General features: G+C 73.9%; 17 protein-coding genes. 5 read left to right on the top strand and 12 right to left on the bottom strand.

Annotation, left to right across the window (positions count from 1 at the left end; all coding sequences use genetic code 11):
• Positions 1-8: 8 nt before the first annotated feature.
• The 3 genes from CHC05_RS00860 to CHC05_RS00850 are packed head-to-tail and all read right to left on the bottom strand — an operon-like array spanning position 9 to position 3,501.
• Positions 9-1,694, bottom strand: coding sequence for a M16 family metallopeptidase (locus CHC05_RS00860; protein WP_144022435.1), 1,686 nt, complete (start codon positions 1,692-1,694; stop codon positions 9-11).
• A gap of 48 nt (positions 1,695-1,742) precedes the next feature.
• Positions 1,743-2,726, bottom strand: coding sequence for a hypothetical protein (locus tag CHC05_RS00855; protein ID WP_089243589.1), 984 nt, complete (start codon positions 2,724-2,726; stop codon positions 1,743-1,745).
• Positions 2,713-3,501 carry an alpha/beta hydrolase family protein gene (locus CHC05_RS00850; protein ID WP_089243587.1) on the bottom strand — a complete coding sequence of 263 codons (789 nt, stop codon included), beginning with the start codon at positions 3,499-3,501 and terminating at the stop codon, positions 2,713-2,715. The genes CHC05_RS00855 and CHC05_RS00850 overlap by 14 nt, the downstream gene beginning before the upstream one ends.
• A gap of 49 nt (positions 3,502-3,550) precedes the next feature.
• Between CHC05_RS00850 and CHC05_RS00845 the strand changes: the two genes are divergently transcribed.
• Positions 3,551-4,756 carry an RNA polymerase sigma factor gene (locus tag CHC05_RS00845; RefSeq protein ID WP_089243585.1) on the top strand — a complete coding sequence of 402 codons (1,206 nt, stop codon included), beginning with the start codon at positions 3,551-3,553 and terminating at the stop codon, positions 4,754-4,756.
• Here CHC05_RS00845 and CHC05_RS00840 read toward each other — a convergent pair.
• A complete protein-coding gene (locus CHC05_RS00840) occupies positions 4,741-5,022 on the bottom strand; it encodes a DUF2087 domain-containing protein (RefSeq protein ID WP_089243583.1) in 282 nt (93 codons plus the stop codon). The genes CHC05_RS00845 and CHC05_RS00840 overlap by 16 nt on opposite strands.
• 37 nt (positions 5,023-5,059) lie before the next feature.
• Positions 5,060-5,803: a TetR/AcrR family transcriptional regulator C-terminal domain-containing protein gene (locus CHC05_RS00835; protein ID WP_089243581.1), complete on the bottom strand. Its 744-nt coding sequence runs from the start codon at positions 5,801-5,803 to the stop codon at positions 5,060-5,062.
• 80 nt (positions 5,804-5,883) lie between these two features.
• On the opposite strand from CHC05_RS00835, the gene CHC05_RS00830 reads away from it, so the two are divergent.
• The 4 genes from CHC05_RS00830 to CHC05_RS00815 all read left to right on the top strand — a co-directional run bounded on the left by CHC05_RS00830 (position 5,884) and on the right by CHC05_RS00815 (position 9,493).
• On the top strand, positions 5,884-6,834 hold the full coding sequence (locus CHC05_RS00830; protein WP_089243579.1) for an ATP-binding cassette domain-containing protein: 951 nt from the start codon (positions 5,884-5,886) through the stop codon (positions 6,832-6,834).
• Positions 6,835-6,839: 5 nt separating this feature from the next.
• Complete coding sequence (locus CHC05_RS00825; protein WP_218824418.1) at positions 6,840-7,631, top strand: ABC transporter permease; 792 nt, start codon at positions 6,840-6,842, stop codon at positions 7,629-7,631.
• Positions 7,632-7,805: 174 nt separating this feature from the next.
• A complete protein-coding gene (locus CHC05_RS00820) occupies positions 7,806-8,918 on the top strand; it encodes a coiled-coil domain-containing protein (RefSeq protein ID WP_089243575.1) in 1,113 nt (370 codons plus the stop codon).
• 233 nt (positions 8,919-9,151) lie between these two features.
• Complete coding sequence (locus tag CHC05_RS00815) at positions 9,152-9,493, top strand: RNA polymerase-binding protein RbpA (protein WP_089243573.1); 342 nt, start codon at positions 9,152-9,154, stop codon at positions 9,491-9,493.
• A 62-nt stretch (positions 9,494-9,555) separates the two neighbouring features.
• On the opposite strand, the gene CHC05_RS00810 is transcribed toward CHC05_RS00815, so the two are convergent.
• The 7 genes from CHC05_RS00810 to kamD all read right to left on the bottom strand — a co-directional run bounded on the left by CHC05_RS00810 (position 9,556) and on the right by kamD (position 17,225).
• Entirely contained in the window at positions 9,556-10,221 is a 666-nt protein-coding gene (locus tag CHC05_RS00810; protein ID WP_218824377.1) for an FxsA family protein, read from the bottom strand.
• A gap of 45 nt (positions 10,222-10,266) precedes the next feature.
• Positions 10,267-11,064 (bottom strand): polyprenol monophosphomannose synthase, encoded by a 798-nt coding sequence (locus CHC05_RS00805; RefSeq protein WP_089243570.1) that lies wholly within the window; start codon positions 11,062-11,064, stop codon positions 10,267-10,269.
• The gene (gene lnt, locus CHC05_RS00800) at positions 11,061-12,737 is read right to left on the bottom strand and encodes an apolipoprotein N-acyltransferase (RefSeq protein WP_089243567.1); all 1,677 of its coding nucleotides are present in this window, start codon (positions 12,735-12,737) and stop codon (positions 11,061-11,063) included. Before lnt ends, CHC05_RS00805 begins: the two co-directional genes overlap by 4 nt.
• A 537-nt stretch (positions 12,738-13,274) precedes the next feature.
• Complete coding sequence (locus tag CHC05_RS00795) at positions 13,275-14,573, bottom strand: glutamate mutase L (protein WP_089243565.1); 1,299 nt, start codon at positions 14,571-14,573, stop codon at positions 13,275-13,277.
• The gene (gene kal / locus CHC05_RS00790; RefSeq protein WP_089243563.1) at positions 14,570-14,944 is read right to left on the bottom strand and encodes a 3-aminobutyryl-CoA ammonia lyase; all 375 of its coding nucleotides are present in this window, start codon (positions 14,942-14,944) and stop codon (positions 14,570-14,572) included. The genes CHC05_RS00795 and kal overlap by 4 nt, the downstream gene beginning before the upstream one ends.
• Complete coding sequence (kamE, locus tag CHC05_RS00785) at positions 14,941-15,669, bottom strand: lysine 5,6-aminomutase subunit beta (RefSeq protein WP_089243561.1); 729 nt, start codon at positions 15,667-15,669, stop codon at positions 14,941-14,943. Before kamE ends, kal begins: the two co-directional genes overlap by 4 nt.
• Positions 15,666-17,225 carry a lysine 5,6-aminomutase subunit alpha gene (gene kamD, locus CHC05_RS00780; RefSeq protein ID WP_089243559.1) on the bottom strand — a complete coding sequence of 520 codons (1,560 nt, stop codon included), beginning with the start codon at positions 17,223-17,225 and terminating at the stop codon, positions 15,666-15,668. Before kamD ends, kamE begins: the two co-directional genes overlap by 4 nt.
• Between the last annotated feature and the right edge of the window lie 8 nt (positions 17,226-17,233).

The raw sequence follows: 17,233 nt of genomic DNA, 5'->3' as shown, positions 1-17,233 counted from the left end.
TTCTCGCATCAGGGTCTGACCCGCTCGGCGGACCAGGCCCGCAGGAACGCCCGCCCGACCCAGCCGGCGACCAGCCACCCGCCGAGCAGACCCAACACCCGCACCTGGGCCACACCGGCGATCATCGCGACCGTGTACGCCAACGCGGCACCGCCGACCACCAGGGTCACCAGCCCTAGCGCGGCGACCCGCAGCCACGCTGGCGCCGGCCGCCAAAGCCGCCCCGCGGGCCTCGAGGCGGGCGTTGCGGCGGGCGTCGAGTCCGGCGACGGCGGCCGCCCCGGCATCGGCACCAGCAGCCCGGCCGGGACCCGCCGGTCGATCATCCCGGCGTACAGGTCGCCGTAGCGGGCCGGCTCGACGACGACCACCATCCCGTCGTGGCCGACCAGCACCCGCGAGCCGTCCGGGTTGGCCAGCACGACGGCGCAGTCCGCGAACCGCACCGTGGCGATCTTGCCCTCGGCGTCGACCGCGCTGACGCCCGCGTCGCTGACGTGGATCCGCGGCCCGCCGCCGGTGGGCACGTGCACGCGCCCGCCGACCGTGGCGTCCGAGGTGGTCGGTGCCGGCGCGTACCCGGCCCACTGCGCGCCACCGGGCGGTGTCATCAGCAGCGCCGTCGCCCGCACCGCCTGGGCGACCGCGTGCGCCTCCCCGGCGGTGACGGCCCCAAGGTCGGCGACCTCGCTGCCGGCCGAGCCCAGCGGGCGGCCGGTGAGCAGCCGGAACGCCTGCGTGGGCAGCTCGTTCGCGGCGGCGTCCGGCAAGCTGGCCTCCCGGACGGCGGTGCTGACCGCCGTGGCGAGCTCCGCGTCGGTGACGGGGACGGCGAACAGGGCGCCGAGCACGTCGACGAACCCACCGAGCACCGCGCCCTGCTTGTCGGGCAACGCGTCCGCGTACGCGCTGATCACCGCCTGCCCGTCGCCGCGCTCGGCGTACTCGACGGCCGTGGTGTAGGACAGCCCACCGTCGAGCCGCAGCGCCTTGTGCAGGCGGCGTTGCAGCAGGTGGGCGCAGACGAGGGCGGCCGGCGACTCGGGCACCACGGCGTCGAGGGCGGTGTGCGGGCCGGCGCCCGCGAAGAAGGCCGGTGCGACCGGCAGCGTCGACGTCGGTGCCGGGACGGGGGTGCGCCGGCCGGGGGGCAGGTGCAGGCGTAACCCGGCCGGGACGCCGTCGCCGGCGATCCACAGCACGGCGTTGTCGCGGGTGAAGTGCGCCGCGACCCAGTCCCGCACGTCGTCGGGGGTGATCGCGTGCAGCCCCCACTCGGGGTAGCTGACCAGGCCGTAGCCGCGGGCCCCGTACCGCCAGAGCGGCAGGTCGCGGGTCGGTCCGTTGCCCCGGCTGTGTTCCTCGGTGCGCAGCACGTCGCGCTCGGTGGCGAGGCGCCCGGTGTCGGGCTCGGTCAGCGACCGGGTGACGCGGTCGAGGAAGTCGACGAGGTCGGCGTCGTCGCCCTGGACGTAGAACGTGGTGGTGGTCAGGCCGGTGCTGCCGTTGTGGTGGTAGGCGCTGCCGCCGATCGGATGCAGCGCCAGGTGCTCGACCAGGTGCGTGATGCCGCGCCGGGCGAGGGTCTCGTCGGCCTGCCCGACCCGGAACACCAGCCCCGCTCGGCGTGGCCCGACCGTCGGCGCGACGAGGGTAGGCACCCCGTCGACCTCGGTGCGGATCATGGCTGGCATCGCCGGAGCGTAAGTGATCTTTTCCAACGCCGGTGCCCCGCCGGACATTCAGCGCGGCGGTCGCCCCAACGCACGGCGCAGGGTGGCGGCGGCACGCTGCCGGCCGGTGGCCGACTCGGCCCGGATCCGCCGGAAGTAGCCGACCGGGTCGGCGGTGCCGCCCCACGGGTACGCCGAGACCCACGGCCCGACGAGCTGGAAGGTCCGATGGGCCAGGTCGAGCTCGCCGGCGTACGTCAGGATCATCCCGAAGGTGCCCGCGACCTGGACCCAGCCGGGCGTACGCGGGAACGCGGGATGCAGCACGGACCGCTCGGCGGCCTCGCGCAACGCCGCCCGGACGCTGCGGTGCCCGAGGAAGCGGGACTGCGCGGCCGCGTCCGGCAGATCTCCGACCTCCTCCAGGTACGCGTCGGCGACGAGGAACCCGGCGTGCGCGCCCTCGGGCGCGGCCAGCATGCACTCGCGGGCGAACGCGTGCATCGCCTCCAGCGAGCCGCCCCACTTCGGGCACAGTCGCTGCAGCAGCTGCCACTGGCCGCTGGTGTGGTGCGGGTCGACGGCGGCCAGGGCCGCGTACCGGCGGTGCGTCTCGGCCTCGCCGAGCTCCAGGCCGCGGGCGGTCTTGAGCCGCGACGTCCAGACGGCGGGGTCGGCCGGGTCGTGGGCGGCGGTGGCGGCGAGCACCTGCTCCGCCTCGGCCAGGCCGGTGTGGAACGCGTCGAACTGCGCCTGGGAGACGTGGCGGGCCCGGCGGGTGGTGCGGATCGCCCACGCGTCCAGCACCAGGCGCTCGCCCAGCATCGCGCCGGCGGTGCTGTCCGCCGGGTCGCTCTCGTGGACCTTGCGCAGGAAGTCGAGGTCGGCGTCCCGGGCCGCCCAGCGGATCAGCATCGTGCGGGCGTCGGTGCGGGGGCCGGCCAGGACGCCGGTGGCGGTGTCCCAGTCGCGGACGTCGAGGGCCCTGCGCAGTGCGGCCAGGTCCGGTGAGGCGGCGGAGTCGTCGACGACGAGCGGTTCAGCGGGTGGCACGTTCCGGATCGTAGGACACCTGCTCCTTCAGGACCTCGGCCGCACGGATGACGGCGGCCCGCAGGGCGGCCCGGGACTGGTCGGTGTCGTCGAGCACGTCGAACGCGTGCTGCCCGTCCGGCACGTCGATGATCTCCACGGACTTGGCGGCGGCGACGAACTCCTCGACGAAGCGGGCCAACAGCGCGCGCTCCTGCCCGCAGCGGGTCAGCACGATCGGCGGGGCGTCGGCGCCGGCCTCGGCGACCGCGTCGATCGGCGCGAACCGCGGGTCGATGGCGAGACGGTCCTCCTCCGGCAGGTACGGGGCGGGCGAGGCCAGCAACGGGTAGCTCAGGAAGATCGCCCGCAGCCAGGCCGGCCGCGCCCGGATCCAGTCGGCGCACAGCAGCCCGCCGCCGGAGAACGCCCAGTAGAGCACCCGCTCGCCGTCCACCTCGGGGTGGGCGCGCACCGCGTCGGTCGCGGCGGCGATGTCGGAGGCGGCGGTAACCGCGTCGACGGTCCCGTCGACGACGTGCAGCCGGTGGTCGACCACGGCCACCGCGACGCCTTGAGCGCGCAGCAGGGCGGCGTAGCCGTGCTTGACCGGCCAGCCGCGCGGGGGCACGTCGAGGTCGTCGGGGATCGGCCCGCCGTGCACGAGCAGGACGACCGGGTGTGGCCCGGGACCGTCGGGCAGGTACAGGTCGAGGTTTCCGGCGACCGCGACGGGTGGCGGCAGGTCGGGGTGCTCGGCGACGAACGGGCGCAGGAACCTCGGTATCTCGCTCACGCCGGCAGTGTGCCCGCGCGGCGGGCGGCGCGCGAGCGAGAATCGGGCGGTGGCCGACCTCGAACCGCTGCTGCGGGACCTCGCACCGCAGGTCCTGGCCGCGGTCGTGCGCCAGTACGGCGATTTCGACGCGGGTGAGGACGCGGTGCAGGAGGCCCTGCTGGCGGCCGCGACGCAGTGGCCGGTCGACGGGGTGCCGGACAACCCGCGCGGCTGGCTGGTCACGGTGGCGTCCCGGGCCCGGATCGCGGCGTGGCGCCGGGACAGCGCCCGCGAGCGCCGGGAGCGCACGGCGACCCGCCTGGACGCACCGGCGGCCGCGCCGGCACCGGCCGCGGACGACACGCTGACGCTGCTGGTGCTGTGCTGTCATCCGGCGCTGACCCCGGCGTCGCAGGTGGCGTTGACGCTGCGGGCGGTCGGCGGGCTGACCACGGCGGAGATCGCCCGGGCGCTGCTGGTGCCGGAGGCGACGGTGGCGCAGCGGATCAGCCGCGCCAAGCAGAAGATCCGCGCGGCCGGGGCGCGGTTCACGCTGCCGCCGGCCGAGGAGCTCCCGGCGCGGCTGGCCGCCGTACTCCATGTGCTCTATCTGGTCTTCAACGAGGGCTACACGGCCAGCTCCGGCGAGCGGCTGCACCGCGTCGAGCTGACCGCGGAGGCGATCCGCCTGGCCCGGCTGCTGCACGCCCGGCTGCCCCGCGACGGCGAGGTGGCCGGGCTGCTGGCGCTGATGCTGCTCACCGATGCCCGCCGGCCGGCCCGCACCGACCCTGCCGGCGCCCTGGTGCCGCTGGCCGAGCAGGACCGGGGCCGCTGGGACCGGGCGGCGATCGCCGAGGGTGTCGACCTGGTCAGTGCGGCGTTGACGCGGACGGCGGTCGGGCCCTACCAGCTGCAGGCGGCGATCGCGGCGGTGCACGACGAGGCGGCCGTCGCCGCCGACACCGACTGGCGCCAGATCCTCGGCCTGTACGACGCGTTGGAGCGGATCGCGCCGGGGCCGATGGTGACGCTCAACCGGGTGGTCGCGGTGGCGATGGTGCACGGCCCGGACGCGGGGCTGGCCGCGCTCGCCGCCGCGGAGCCGGCCCTTTCAGGTCATCACCGGGTCGCGGCGGTACGGGCGCACCTGCTGGAGACGGCCGGCGACCACACCGGTGCGAAGGCGGCCTACGAGGAGGCAGCCCGGCAGACGCTCAGCGAGCCGGAGCGGGCCTATCTGACGGCGCGGGCGGCTCAGATCTCGACGTAGCCGCCGGTGCGCCAGTAGAGCCCGTCCTCGCGGGCCATCAGCCCGGTGTCGATCAGGTGGCGGCGCAGCGAGACCCAGTCGGGCTCGTAGAACGCCCGCAGCGCCGCGTCGACCTCTTTCTCCGGGAACTTCACGCCGGGCTCGAAGACGGTGACGATGTGTTCGAGCACGACCTGGCGCTTGGCGGCGCGGGCCGGGATCGAGGTGAGCCGGCCGTCGCGCAGGAACGCGGACAGGATCCGCTCGCGGCGCTGATCGAGGTCCATCGCGCCAACCTATCCGCGCGGCGCGGGCGGCGGCACGTCAGTTTCGCGCGATGAACGCCTCGATGCCGTCCAGGAGCCGCTGCAGGCCGAACTCGAAGGCGTGGTCGGGGTCGATCAGCCCGTACGCCTCGCCGGCGGCGGCACCGACCCGGGCGGCCAGGGGGAACCGTTGCGGGTCGAAGACCTTCTCCAGCAGGGGTGCCTGGACCTCCCACCACGCCTCGTCGCTCATGCCGCTGCGGTCGGGTGCCTGCGCGGACTCGACGGCGGCGGAGGCGGCGCCGTTGACGTAGGCCAGCACCGAGGTGAGCGTCGTGTCGAGGTCCACGTCGGACAGGCCGGTGCCTTCCAGCGCGCCGAGCTCGTAGTCGTACTTGGCGAGCAGGTTTGGGCCCATCGGCGGCCGCGCGGTGCCGACCTGCAGCAGCCACGGGTGCGCGCGGTAGAGGGCCAGGTTGGAGCGGGCGACGTGCTCGAGCCGGGCCCGCCAGCTCGCGGGCAGCTCGGGGCGCTCGGGCTCGCCGAGCACCTGGTCGACCATCAGGTCGACGAGCTCGCCCTTGCCGGGCACGTACGTGTAGAGCGACATCGCGCCGACGCCGAGCTTGTCGGCGACCTTGCGCATGGACAGCGCCGCGATCCCGTCGCCGTCGGCGAGCTCGATGGCCGCGGCGACGATCCGGTCGACGGACAGGCCGGTGCGGCCCTCCCGGTCGGCGGCGCGCCAGAGCAGCGCCATGCTGCGCGCGGGGTCACCGGTCCCGCTGTATTCGACCGCCATGTTTGGCACCTCGTTCCGTACGGTGTACCGTACGCCGTACGGAACGTCCCGTACAGCGTACTGATCATAAGGGGTGGCCCATGGAGGCAGTGACGGCGCATGCCCTGCGCCGCCGGTTCGGCCCGGTCGAGGCGTTAGCCGGCGTCGACCTGGCGATACCGGCGGGCTCGGTGCACGGGCTGCTCGGCCCGAACGGCGCGGGCAAGACCACGCTCGTGCGGATCCTGACCACGCTGCTGCGCGCCACCGACGGCACGGCGACGGTGGCGGGTTTCGACGTGCGCCGCGACCCCGACCGGGTACGCGCCCACATCGGCCTGGTCGGCCAGCACGCGGCGGTCGACGAGATCCTGTCGGGCCGGCAGAACCTGGAGATGTTCGGCCGCCTGCACCACCTGGGCCGCGCCCGGGCCCGTTCCCGCGCGGCCGAGCTGCTGTCAGAGTTCGGCCTGTCCGACACCGGATCGCGCGCGGTCAGCACGTACTCCGGTGGCATGCGCCGCCGCCTCGACCTGGCCGCGAGCCTGATCACGGCGCCGCCGGTGCTGTTCCTCGACGAGCCGACCACGGGCCTCGACCCGCGCAGCCGCGGCGAGGTCTGGGACGCGGTCCGCGCCCTGGTCGCCGGCGGCACGACGGTGCTGCTCACGACCCAGTACCTGGAGGAGGTGGACCGGCTCGCCGACCAGGTCACGGTCATCGACCACGGCCGGGTCATCGCCACGGGTACGCCGTCGGCCCTCAAGGGACAGCTCGGCGGGGACCGCATCGACGTGGTGGTGTCCTCGCTGGCCTCCCTGGGCGCGGCGGCTGCTCTGCTGGCCCGGATCACCGGCAACACCCCGGACACCGACGAGGACAACCGCCGCGTCGGCGTCGCGGTCTCCGACCGGATGGCGGCACTGACGGCGACCGTACGCGCGCTCGCCGACGAGGGGATCGCGGTCGAGGACGTGACCCTGCGCCGGCCCACCCTCGACGAGGTCTTCCTGCACCTGACCGCCCCCGACCACGAGAAGGTGACCGCGTGAACCGGCTGCGTTGGGCGCTCGCCGACGGCGCCACCCTGACCCGCCGCGACCTCGACCACTGGGCGCGGCAGCCGGCCCAGCTCGTCATCGGGCTGCTGTTCCCGGTGATGATCGTGCTGATGTTCGGCTACCTGCTCGGCGGCGGCATGACCGTCCCCGGCGGCTCGGGCGCGGCCGGCTATCGGGAGTTCCTGATCCCCGGCACCCTGGCCCTGACCATGGTGTTCGGCCTGGAGGGCACGTTCCAGGCCATCAAGACCGACGTGTCCCGGGGCGTCACCGACCGGTTCCGCTCGATGCCGATGGCGTCCTCGGCGGTCGTGGTCGGCCGCAGCGTCGCGGACCTGCTCAACGCGGTCGTCTCACTGGCCGTCCTGGTGCTGGCCGGCCTGGCCATCGGCTGGCGCTGGCACTCGGGCCTGGCGGCGGCCCTGGCCGCGTTCGGCCTGTTGCTGCTGCTGCGCTTCGCGATGCTCTGGATCGGCATCTACCTGGGCCTGGTCGTCCGCGGCGAAGGTGCCCTGGTCGCGGTCCAGATCCTGGTCTGGCCGCTGGGCTTCCTCTCGAACACCTTCGCGGCGCCGTCGACGATGCCGGGCTGGCTGGGCACGATCGCCGAGTGGAACCCCCTGTCGTCAACGGTCGGCGCTGCCCGGGAGCTGTTCGGCAACCCGGGCTGGGGCGGCGACTCCTGGGTAGCCCAACACGCGATCCTGATGGCGATCGTGTGGCCGGTCGCCCTGATCGCGATCTTCTTCCCGCTGTCGGTGGCCCGCTACCGCAACCTGGACCGCTAGACCCCGAACGCCTCCGCGTAGCGGGGTGGTGCCTGCCGGGACCTTTCCCGCCGGGTCGAAGGGCCAGCGCCATCATGTTCGCGTCGGGCACGTCGAACGGTGCGGATCTGGGTGCAGAGCCCAGCGGCGCGGCGTGGTGGTGCGGCGCGGCTGGGTCGGTAGCGTGCGTTCACCGTGGACACCGTTGCCGCCGAGACCCGGTCCTGCGCCCACTGTGGTCGCCCCGTCGAGCAGAACGTGGGTGCCGGGCGGCCCTTCCGTTACTGCCGCGACAACGACGGCGAGTGCCAGAAGGCCTCCCGTAACGCGCGGATGCGCCAGCGAGGCGCTCCCGGGCTGACCGGGCAGCTCGCCCGCACGTGGGAGGTCGTCGACCGGCTCGACCAGGTCGTCGAGACGCTCTCCGACGCCCTGCACGCCGAGCTGTCGCCGGCCGGGGTCGAGCGGCAGGTCGCGCAGGTGCGGGCCGAGGCGGCCACGGCCGTCGCGGCCGCGCAGACCGAGCGCGACGACGCCCGCCACGCCGCCGAGCGCAGCGGTGCCGACGCGCACGCCGCCCGGCAGGAGCGCGACCGGGCCCAGCGCGACGCCGCTACCGCCAAGGACGCCGCCGACACCGCTCGCCGGGAGGCCGACGAGGCCCTGGTCCGCGCGCGCGAGGCCGAGCGGGTCAGTGACGGCGCCCGGCAGGCCGCGTCGGCCGCCGCCGCGCTGCGGGCCCAGGCCGAGGCTGACCGGGACGCGGCCCGGCGGGACGTGCGCGCGCTGCGTGGTGAGCTCGAGGCCAGCGGGCGGCAGGTCGCCGATCTGAGTCGGGAACGGGACACCGCGCTCGCCGACGCCCGCCGCGCCACCGACAACGCCGCGAGCGCGGTCGAGCAGGCGGCCCGGTTCCGTGCCGAGGCGACCGCGGCCACCCAGGCCGCCGCAGAGGCCCGCAAGGACGCCGCCGCGGCGACCGCCACTGCCGACGAGGCCCGGGCCGCCACCGCGGTCGCCGAGCAGGAGCTCGCCGCCGAACGCGACCGGGCCGGGCAGCGCGAGAAGGTCCAGCAGCAGGTCAGGGAGGCGGCCCAGGCCGCGCACGCCGAGCTGCGGGCCCGGCTCGCCGAGGCGACCGCCGAGCGCGACGCCGCCCGCGACCGGGTCGCCCAGCTCGCCGGGCAGGTCGGTGACCTCGCGGCCGCCCTCGCCTCCCTCGGTGCGGCCCGCGCCGCCACGCCCGAGCCGAGATCCACAGCTGTCGCACAGGTTGGCGAGACTGGTGACCTAGATCGCATCGGCTGAACGGACGTTTGCCCGCGGACACCCCGTACATAACGGACACTGGGTGCCAGAACTCCGGGGGCGCGCTGTCGGACAACCGCTCATGAACGCGCGTCTGCCGCTACGCTCTGACCGTTTACGACGACGTACCTTTGTAAGGAGCGAGACGCGCGTGAGTGCCGGGAATCCCCCGGCTTCTCCCGTCGTTGTTTCGTGTGGACTACTAGCAAGACGACCGAGGGGAAGAGCCGATCATGGGCGAGCGCATGCTGCGCGGCAGCCGTCTAGGCGCAGTCAGCTACGAATCCGACCGCAACACCGAGCTCGCCCCACGCCAGACCCGCGAGTACCTGTGCGCGAAGGGGCACCAGTTCGAGGTGCCGTTCGCAGTCGACGCCGAGGTCCCGATGACCTGGGAGTGCAAGTTCGACGGCAGCGTGGCCCGGCTGGTCGACGGAAGCGAGCCGGAGCAGAAGAAGGTCAAGCCGCCGCGTACGCACTGGGACATGCTCCTGGAGCGGCGCTCCATCGCCGAGCTCGAGGACATCCTGGCCGAGCGCCTGGAAGAGGTCCGGGCCCGGCGCGGCGGTAAGTAACCGCCTAGAGGCTGACGAGAAAGCCCCCGCACCCAAACCGGTGCGGGGGCTTTCTGTCGTGTTCAGCGGCGCTGGCCGGGCTCCACGATCTCGCCCTCGACGACCTCGCCCTCGATCACGGGGCCGGGGCCGGGGCCGGGGTCGCCGGCCGGACCCGCGCCAGACGTCGTCGCGTGGATCCGCGGGCCGGCCTCGGCCGGGCCGGTGACGGTGGGACCTGCCGGGCCGGGGCCGGTCGTCGGCGGCGGCTGTCCGGGGCCGCCGGCACCGCCGCCGTCGTCGGGACGGCGGGGAGTGCCGCGCCGCACCCGTACCCGCCGGGGTCCGAAAAGATCACCGGCCTGCGCGGACGAGAGCCGCCGCTCCGTGGCCCGCCGCACCGCGAACCGGGCGATCTGCCGCCCGGGCGGCAGCGCCAGCAGGATCCCGATCACGGCGGTGACCAGACCGGGGATCGCCAGCAGCACGCCCGCGAACAGCCCGACGAGCCCGTCGGTGACCTGGGCTCCCGGTGGCTGGCCGGCGTCGGCCGCGGCCTTGAAGCCACGCCAGGCCCGGGTTCCCTCGCGGCGCAGCAGCAACACGCCCGCCGCCGAGGCGATCAGCACCAGCAGGACCGTGAAGCCGAAGCCGATCAGGTGCGCGACCAGGATGAAGACGGCGATCTCGACCGCCGCGGTGAGCAGGATCGCCAGCGGCAGCCAACGGATCAGACCTCGACGTCGCATCAATCCAGCATGACACGTGGGTGCACGGCCGGCGTCAGGGTCGCGTCAGGGTTTGTCCCCGGTGTCGCGGCGGCCGAACAGCGCGTCCCGGCGGGAACGCAGGCCCCACACGGTGACCCGCATCAGGGCCTCGCGGACGATCGACGAGCTCATCTTGCTCGCGCCCCGCTCGCGTTCCGCGAAGGTGATCGGCACTTCGACGATCCGGAAACCGGCCTTGTGCGTACGCCAGGTCAGCTCGACCTGGAACGAGTAGCCCTGCGACGACACCGACTCGAAGTCGATCTTCTCCAGGACGGGGATCTTGTAGACGCGGTAGCCGCCGGTCGCGTCGCCGTGGGGCATGCCCAGCGCGAGCCGCACGTACGTGTTGCCGACGCGGGAGATCACGAACCGGTGCCAGGGCCAGTTGACGACCTTGCCGCCGGGCGTCCACCGCGAGCCGATCACGGCGTCGGCGGTGCGGGCGGCGTCGAGCAGCTGGGACAGCTGTTCGGGGGCGTGGGAGCCGTCGGCGTCCATCTCGACGACGGCGTCGTAACCGTGGTCGATCGCCCACCGGAAGCCCTGCACGTAGGCGGCGCCGAGGCCGGCCTTGCCGGGGCGGTGCAGCACGTGGATCTGCTCGTCGGCGGCCGCGAGCCGGTCGGCGATCTCGCCGGTGCCGTCGGGGCTGTTGTCGTCGGCGACCAGGACCTCGACGGCGGGCACCGCGCGCCGGATCCGGCCGACGATGACCTCGAGGTTGTCGGCCTCGTTGTAGGTGGGCACTACGACGAGCACCCGCCCGACGCCGGGATAGCCCTCCGTCACGTCGCCAACCGGCGTGTTGCCCTCGCTCACCCTGCCTCCGTTCGCGACCCGTCGCCCTCGTCCGCCGGCGTCGATGCTGTGTGTGGTGGTGCTGATGCCAATGGTGCCGGATCCGCGCCTGCTCCGCCGGGTGTCCCGGGCACAGGCCGGCGGCGCCGGATCACGGCCGTGGCGACCAGCGCGGCCACCGCGAGCCCGGACAGCACCATCTCGGGCCAATAGCCCAACTGCGTAGCAAGCGTACGCGTTGCGCGCGGCGTGAGTTCGGCGACCACGACTCCCGGGGTGTTGAATCCGGTCTCCTGGTGCACCGCGCCGTCGGACGTCACGAAACCGGACACCCCGACCGTCGACGCCATCAGCGAGTCCCGCCCGTGCTCGACGGCCCGCAGCCGCACCATGGCCAGCTGCTGGCGGGCCTCGGACTCGTCGAACGTCGCGTTGTTCGTCTGCACGGCCAGGATGCCGCCGCCGGCGGTCACGGTGTCGCGGACGATGCCGTCGTAGGCGACCTCGAAGCAGATCACGTCGCCGATCGTGGCCGCACCCATGTCCAGGACGCCCGGCTTGTCACCGGCGACGAAGTCCGACCGGACCCGGTCGACCTCCTTGCTGACCATGCGGGCGATGTTCCGCAGCGGGATGTACTCGGCGAACGGCACCGGGTGCTGCTTGACGTACATCCGGGACTCGTCGGCGCCCTGCCCGGGCAGCCAGACGACGCCGGCGTTGCGGACCTCGTTCTCGCCGGGGCCACGCAGCACCGCACCGACCAGGATCGGCGCCTGGATCGAGTCGGCGGCGCGGGTGATCGCGGCGGCCGCCTCAGGGTCGAGGAACGGGTCGACGTCGCTGGAGTTCTCCGGCCAGATGACCAGGTCGGGCTTGCGCTCCTGCCCGGTGGCGACCCGCCCGGCGAGCTCGACGGTCCCGGTGACGTGGTTCTCGAGCACGGCGCGGCGCTGGGCGTTGAAGTCGAGGCCGAGGCGGGGCACGTTGCCCTGCACGATCGCGACCCGCACCGGCTGCTGCCCGGCGCCGCCACCGACGGGGACCAGGAAGCCGACGACGGTGGTGGCCACGGCGCCGGCGCCGAGCAGCACGCTGGGCAGGCCCCGCCGCCGCCACACCGCCGCGACCAGCAGGCCGCCGGCGAGCGCGACGACGAACGTGACGAGCGGGGCGCCGCCGAGGGACGCGAACCGCAGCGTGGGCGCGTCTCCCTGGCTGAACGCGAGGCGACCCCAGGGGAAGCCGCCGAACGGGAGCCGGTCGCGGGCGGCCTCCTGGCCGACCCAGAGCAGCCCGGTCAGCAGGGGCCAGGTCCAGCGGTGCCGGTCGACGAGCGGGCTCGCGTACGCGGCCGCGGCGCCCAGCAGCGCGACGAACAGCGACTCGGCGACGAACAGCAGGATCCACGGCAGCATGCCGGTGTGCAGGTTCGTCCACTCGAGCAGCGGGCCGAAGAACACCAGCCCGGCGAGCAGGCCCAGCCCGGCACCGGCGAGCGCGCGGCGGCGGTGGACCGCGGCGGCGAGCAGGGCGACGGAGACGGGTGCGAGCCACCACAGGTCGTAGCGGGGGAACGCGAGCAGCTGGGTCAGGCCCGCCGCGAGCGCCAGCGGCACCGCTATCTTGCCCGGCAGCGGCCGCGGGGCCGGCGGCACGACCGTCTCGGGGGCCGCCTCGACCATGGTCACCATCGCTCACCCATGCGGGGAAGGGTACGGCAGGCCACACTCAAGATCGCGAGCTGTGCCGAACAGCTGAGACGCCAAAGAAATCGGGGCGTGACCTCGCGATCACGCCCCGATGCTCCCAGGCCCATCCCCGGCCGGTGCGGCAAAGGCCGTCCGCGTGACCTTCGTTCCGACCGGACGACGGTTGGATACCCCCGCCGGGCCGTTGTCTACTGGCCGCGCCTACCCCCTTTGCCCGTACACCGGAATCGGCGAGCGGTCGTTCGTGGCGGCCCGGTGCGCCGCCCCGCGCCGGCCGTCCCCTCGACCCGCTGGACCTGGCCGCCGCAGGCGCCGGACGGTCGCGGACCGTCGGCCCCGCTCGGCCAGCGGGAGTGAGGGAAGAGCGAACGACAGATCGCTTCCCGTTGTAGGACTCAACGACGGTACGCGGCGCACCGGGGTGCGTGTCAACCGTTGCGGGACACCGGATTCCGCGTTCCGGCGTGTCGCCGTCGGCGTGTTGGGTTTGCGGCTTGATCGGCGCCCGCGGATGCCCGATCAGGCCCCGCGCAGGTGCCGATCGAGGAGCGCCCGGGCGGCGTTCGGATGGTCCGCGGCGAGCAGCCCGGCGGCGGCCAGCACATAGGACCCGTCGACCACCGGGTGCGCGGCCCGCGGCACCGGCCACCCGCCGGCGTAGTCCGTCAGCACCGCGTCGAGCACCTCCTTGGCCTCGCCCGGCGCGGCGTGCCGCAGCACCCCACCGGACCCGACGAGGAGCCGCACGTCGCGCAGATCCCGGGCGATCCGGCCCGCGGGATCCCGGGCGTGTCGCCGGACCGCCACGGTGGCCGCCAGGGCCGCTATCCGACGGTCCAGAGCCCGCTCGGCGTCGCTGTCGGGCACGAACCCGGGCGCCCCGGCCCGCTTGGCGGCGGCGGCCTCGAGCCCGTCGTCGACGGGCAGGCGTTCGGCGGTGGCGGCGGCGATGACGTCCGGGGCCGTCCAGCGCATGCCGAGGTCGCCCTCGACCGTGCGGGAGCGCCACAGCGTGCCGGCGACGTCGTCGCTGCGGCCGTCGGGGGTCAGCACCGAGTAGACGTCCGTGGTCGCGCCGCCCACGTCCACCACCAGGAGGTCGCCGCCCAGGTGGTCGGCGAGGGTTTCCACACCGGTCAGCACCGCGTCCGGGGTGGCCGCGCGAACCAGGGACGGGAACCGGCGGCCCTTCGAGAGCCGCTTGCCGCCGATCACGTGCGACAGGAACACGTCACGGATCGCCGCCCGGGCCGGGGACGGCTCCAAGACGCCGATGCGGGGCAGAACGTTGCCGGTCGCGGTGACGGGTACCCCGGCGTCCGCCAACACCGCTGTCAGCTCGTCACGGGCGTCCGCGTTGCCGGCCAGCACCACCGGGATCCGCCACCGCGCCCGGGCCAGCCGCCGCGCGTTGTGCGTCAGGACGGCCGCGTCGCCGCCGTCGGTGCCGCCGACCAGCAGCACCACGTCCGGCCGGGCGGCGCGAAGCTCGGCCAGGGAATCCAGAGGCCCCGCCGACACGTGCACGACCCGGGCACCGGCGGACAGGCCGACCCGGTGGCCCGCCTGGGCCGTCACGAGGGCCTCGTAGCCGACCACGGCCAGGCGCAGGCCACCGCCGGCCGACGAGCACACGTACCAGCGATCAGCGGGAACGGTGACGCCGGTGGCGGCCGCCGCCGCGTCCAGACCGTGCAGCACGTCGGTGCCCGCGGTCGTCGGCCGGTCGGCCGCCGCGACCACCTCGCCGCCGGCCAGGTCGACCACGACGACCTTCGTGTACGTCGACCCGACGTCGGCGCACAGCGCCAGGCTCACGGCTTCGGCGGGACGACCACCGTGCCGATCGCGGTCGTCGCCACGATCGGCGGGTCGAGGACCTCGGCCGCCGACTCGCCGTGGTGCGGCTTGGCCCGGCAGACGACCCGGCACTCGAACTCGATCTGCCGGCTGCGGTTGCCGACCTCGACCACGCGCGCCTCGACGTCCAGGATGTCGCCGGCCCGCACCGGCGCCCGGAACTGGATGTCCTGGTAGGACGCGAACAGCCCCTCGTCGCCGTCCATCCGGATGCACACCTCGGTGGCGACGTCACCGAAGAGCCCGACGACGTACGCGCCGTCGACGAGGTTGCCGCCGTAGTGGGCGTGCGAGTACGGCACGTACCGCCGATGCGTCACCGTGATCATGACTGCACCAGCTCGTGCACCAGGTACGAGGCGACCTCGCCCGGTGTCGTACCCCGCCCGAAGATCCGGTCCACGCCCAACTCCCCCGCCATCGACTCGTCGAACCTCGGCCCGCCGACCACCAGCAACGGCCGCTTGTCGGCCGGCAGCGCCTCCCGGAACGCCGCCGACATCTCCCGGGTGTTGTGCAGGTGCGCGTCCCGCTGGGTGACGACCTGCGAGACCAGCACCGCGTCGGCCCGCTCCCGCTGCGCCGCCGCGACCAGCTCCGGCACGGTCACCTGGGCGCCCAGGTTCGTCACCTTCAACTCCCGGTAGTACTCCAGGCCCTTCTCGCCCGCGATGCCCTTGACGTTGAGGATCGCGTCGATGCCCACGGTGTGCGCGTCGGTCCCGATGCACGCCCCGACGACGGACAGCTTGCGCCGCAGCCGCCGCTTGACCAGGGCGTTGACCTCCTTGGCCGACAGCAGCGGGAAGTCCCGCTCGACGACCTCGACCTTGTCGGTGTCGACGAGATGGGTGACCCGCCCGTACACGACGAAGAAGGTGAACCCGTCACCCATCTGCTTGGCGTGCACCAGCATCGCCGGATCCATGCCCATCTTGGCCGCCAGCTGCAGCGCGGCGCCCTCGGCCCGCTTGTCGTGCGGGATCGGCAGCGTGAACGACAGCTGCACCATCCCGTCGCCGGTGGTGTCCCCGTAGGGGCGGACGATGCTCATGCCGCCTCCAACAGGTCCGTGGCCGGGTTGAAGTAGTCGTCGGCGTGCTTGGCCACCCCGGCCAGGCCCTTGCCGCGGTCCGGCGGGCGCTTCATGATCCCGAAGGTGCCGTCGGCGATCGCCTGCAGCAGCGTGTCGCCCTCGATCTTCTCGAGCAGGGTGATCGCCTCGCCGAGGACCTGGTTGGCGCGCTGCTGGATGAAGCCGCCCGGTGCCGGCACGAAGTCCTCGTGCAGCCCGCCGGCCGCGCCCAGCACGTAGCGGACGTTCTGCAGGGCGATGTCGCGGTCCGACAGCCACGGCGTCACGACCGCCTCGGTCATCATGCCGACCAGCAGGATGCCCTGGCCCGTCATCGTCCCCGCCAGGTTGAAGAACCCGTCGAGCAGGTTGCCGCGGAACACGTCGCCGGTCATGTGCTTCGTCGGCGGCATCCACTTCAGCGGCGCGTCCGGGAACAGCTCCCGGGCCAGCAGCGCGTGCGCGAGCTCCAGCCGGAACGACTCCGGCACCTCCGGGTTGATCTCGAACGCGTGCCCGAGCCCGAGCTGCCAGTCGGCCAGGCCGGCCTCGTGCGCGAAGAACTCGTTGAGCAGCTGCGACACCGTCACCGTGTGCGCCTCGTCGACCGCGTCCGCCGTCGTCAGGTAGTTGTCCTCACCGGTGTTGATGATGATCCCGGCGCGGGCGTGCACCTGCCGCGAGAATCGCTGGTCGACGAACGTGCGGATCGGGTTGATGTCGCGGAACAGGATCCCGTACATCGAGTCGTTGAGCATCATGTCCAGGCGCTCGAGGCCCGCCAGGGTCGCCATCTCCGGCATGCACAGCCCCGACGCGTAGTTCGTCAGCCGCACGTACCGCTTCAGCTCCCGCGACGACTCGTCCAGGGCCGCGCGCATCAGGCGGAAGTTGTCCTGCGTCGCGTACGTGCCGGCGAAGCCCTCCCGGGTCGGCCCCTCGGGCACGTAGTCCAGCAGCGACTGGCCCGTCGAGCGGATCACCGCGATCACGTCGGCGCCCGCCCGGGCCGCCGCCTGCGCCTGCGGGATGTCCTCGTAGATGTCGCCGGTCGCGACGATCAGGTAGATCCACGGCCGCTGCTTCGGGTCGCCGAACCGCTTGATCAGCCGGTCGCGTTCTGCTCTTTTGCGGTCAACGGCCCTGATGCCCACGGCGGTCGCCTTGGACGCGACCTTGCGCGCCGCGGTGGCGGCCTTTCCCGTGGGCACGCCGAACCGGACACTGCCGGCCGCCGCCTTCTGCGCGAGCAACGTCAGGTCAGTGGCCGGCAGTCCCTCTCGCGCGAGGGCGTCGAAGACCGGCAGGGCCACCCCGTGCTCCAGACCGATCTCGTCGACCACCGCGTCGACCAGCCGGTTCACCCACGGGATGCCGTCCGGGTCGGCACCGGTCACCCCGGCCAACCGCAGCACCGCCCGCTCCACCGACACCGTCGTGTGGCTGCGGGCCAGGTCCACCACCGGCTGACCGGCCCGGCGGGCCAGCTCCCGCGCCCGGGACACGAGCGCCGGGTCGAGATCCAGCTTCGCCATCCGTCTAC

Origin of the sequence: Asanoa hainanensis, from assembly GCF_900188485.1 — a bacterium.
Classification (GTDB): domain Bacteria; phylum Actinomycetota; class Actinomycetes; order Mycobacteriales; family Micromonosporaceae; genus Asanoa; species Asanoa hainanensis.
Note: the sequence above shows the minus strand (reverse complement) of the source record. Positions and strands in the feature narration are given on the sequence as shown.

Bases quoted from the DNA above. Each gene is read 5' to 3' on its own strand.
- kamD (WP_089243559.1), bottom strand. From the start codon at position 17,225: ATGGCGAAGCTGGATCTCGACCCGGCGCTCGTGTCCCGGGCGCGGGAG.
- CHC05_RS00835 (WP_089243581.1), bottom strand. From the start codon at position 5,803: ATGGCGGTCGAATACAGCGGGACCGGTGACCCCGCGCGCAGCATGGCG.
- CHC05_RS00860 (WP_144022435.1), bottom strand. From the start codon at position 1,694: ATGCCAGCCATGATCCGCACCGAGGTCGACGGGGTGCCTACCCTCGTC.
- lnt (WP_089243567.1), bottom strand. From the start codon at position 12,737: ATGGTGACCATGGTCGAGGCGGCCCCCGAGACGGTCGTGCCGCCGGCC.
- CHC05_RS00815 (WP_089243573.1), top strand. From the start codon at position 9,152: ATGGGCGAGCGCATGCTGCGCGGCAGCCGTCTAGGCGCAGTCAGCTAC.
- CHC05_RS00810 (WP_218824377.1), bottom strand. From the start codon at position 10,221: ATGCGACGTCGAGGTCTGATCCGTTGGCTGCCGCTGGCGATCCTGCTC.
- kamE (WP_089243561.1), bottom strand. From the start codon at position 15,669: ATGAGCATCGTCCGCCCCTACGGGGACACCACCGGCGACGGGATGGTG.
- kal (WP_089243563.1), bottom strand. From the start codon at position 14,944: ATGATCACGGTGACGCATCGGCGGTACGTGCCGTACTCGCACGCCCAC.
- CHC05_RS00830 (WP_089243579.1), top strand. From the start codon at position 5,884: ATGGAGGCAGTGACGGCGCATGCCCTGCGCCGCCGGTTCGGCCCGGTC.
- CHC05_RS00840 (WP_089243583.1), bottom strand. From the start codon at position 5,022: ATGGACCTCGATCAGCGCCGCGAGCGGATCCTGTCCGCGTTCCTGCGC.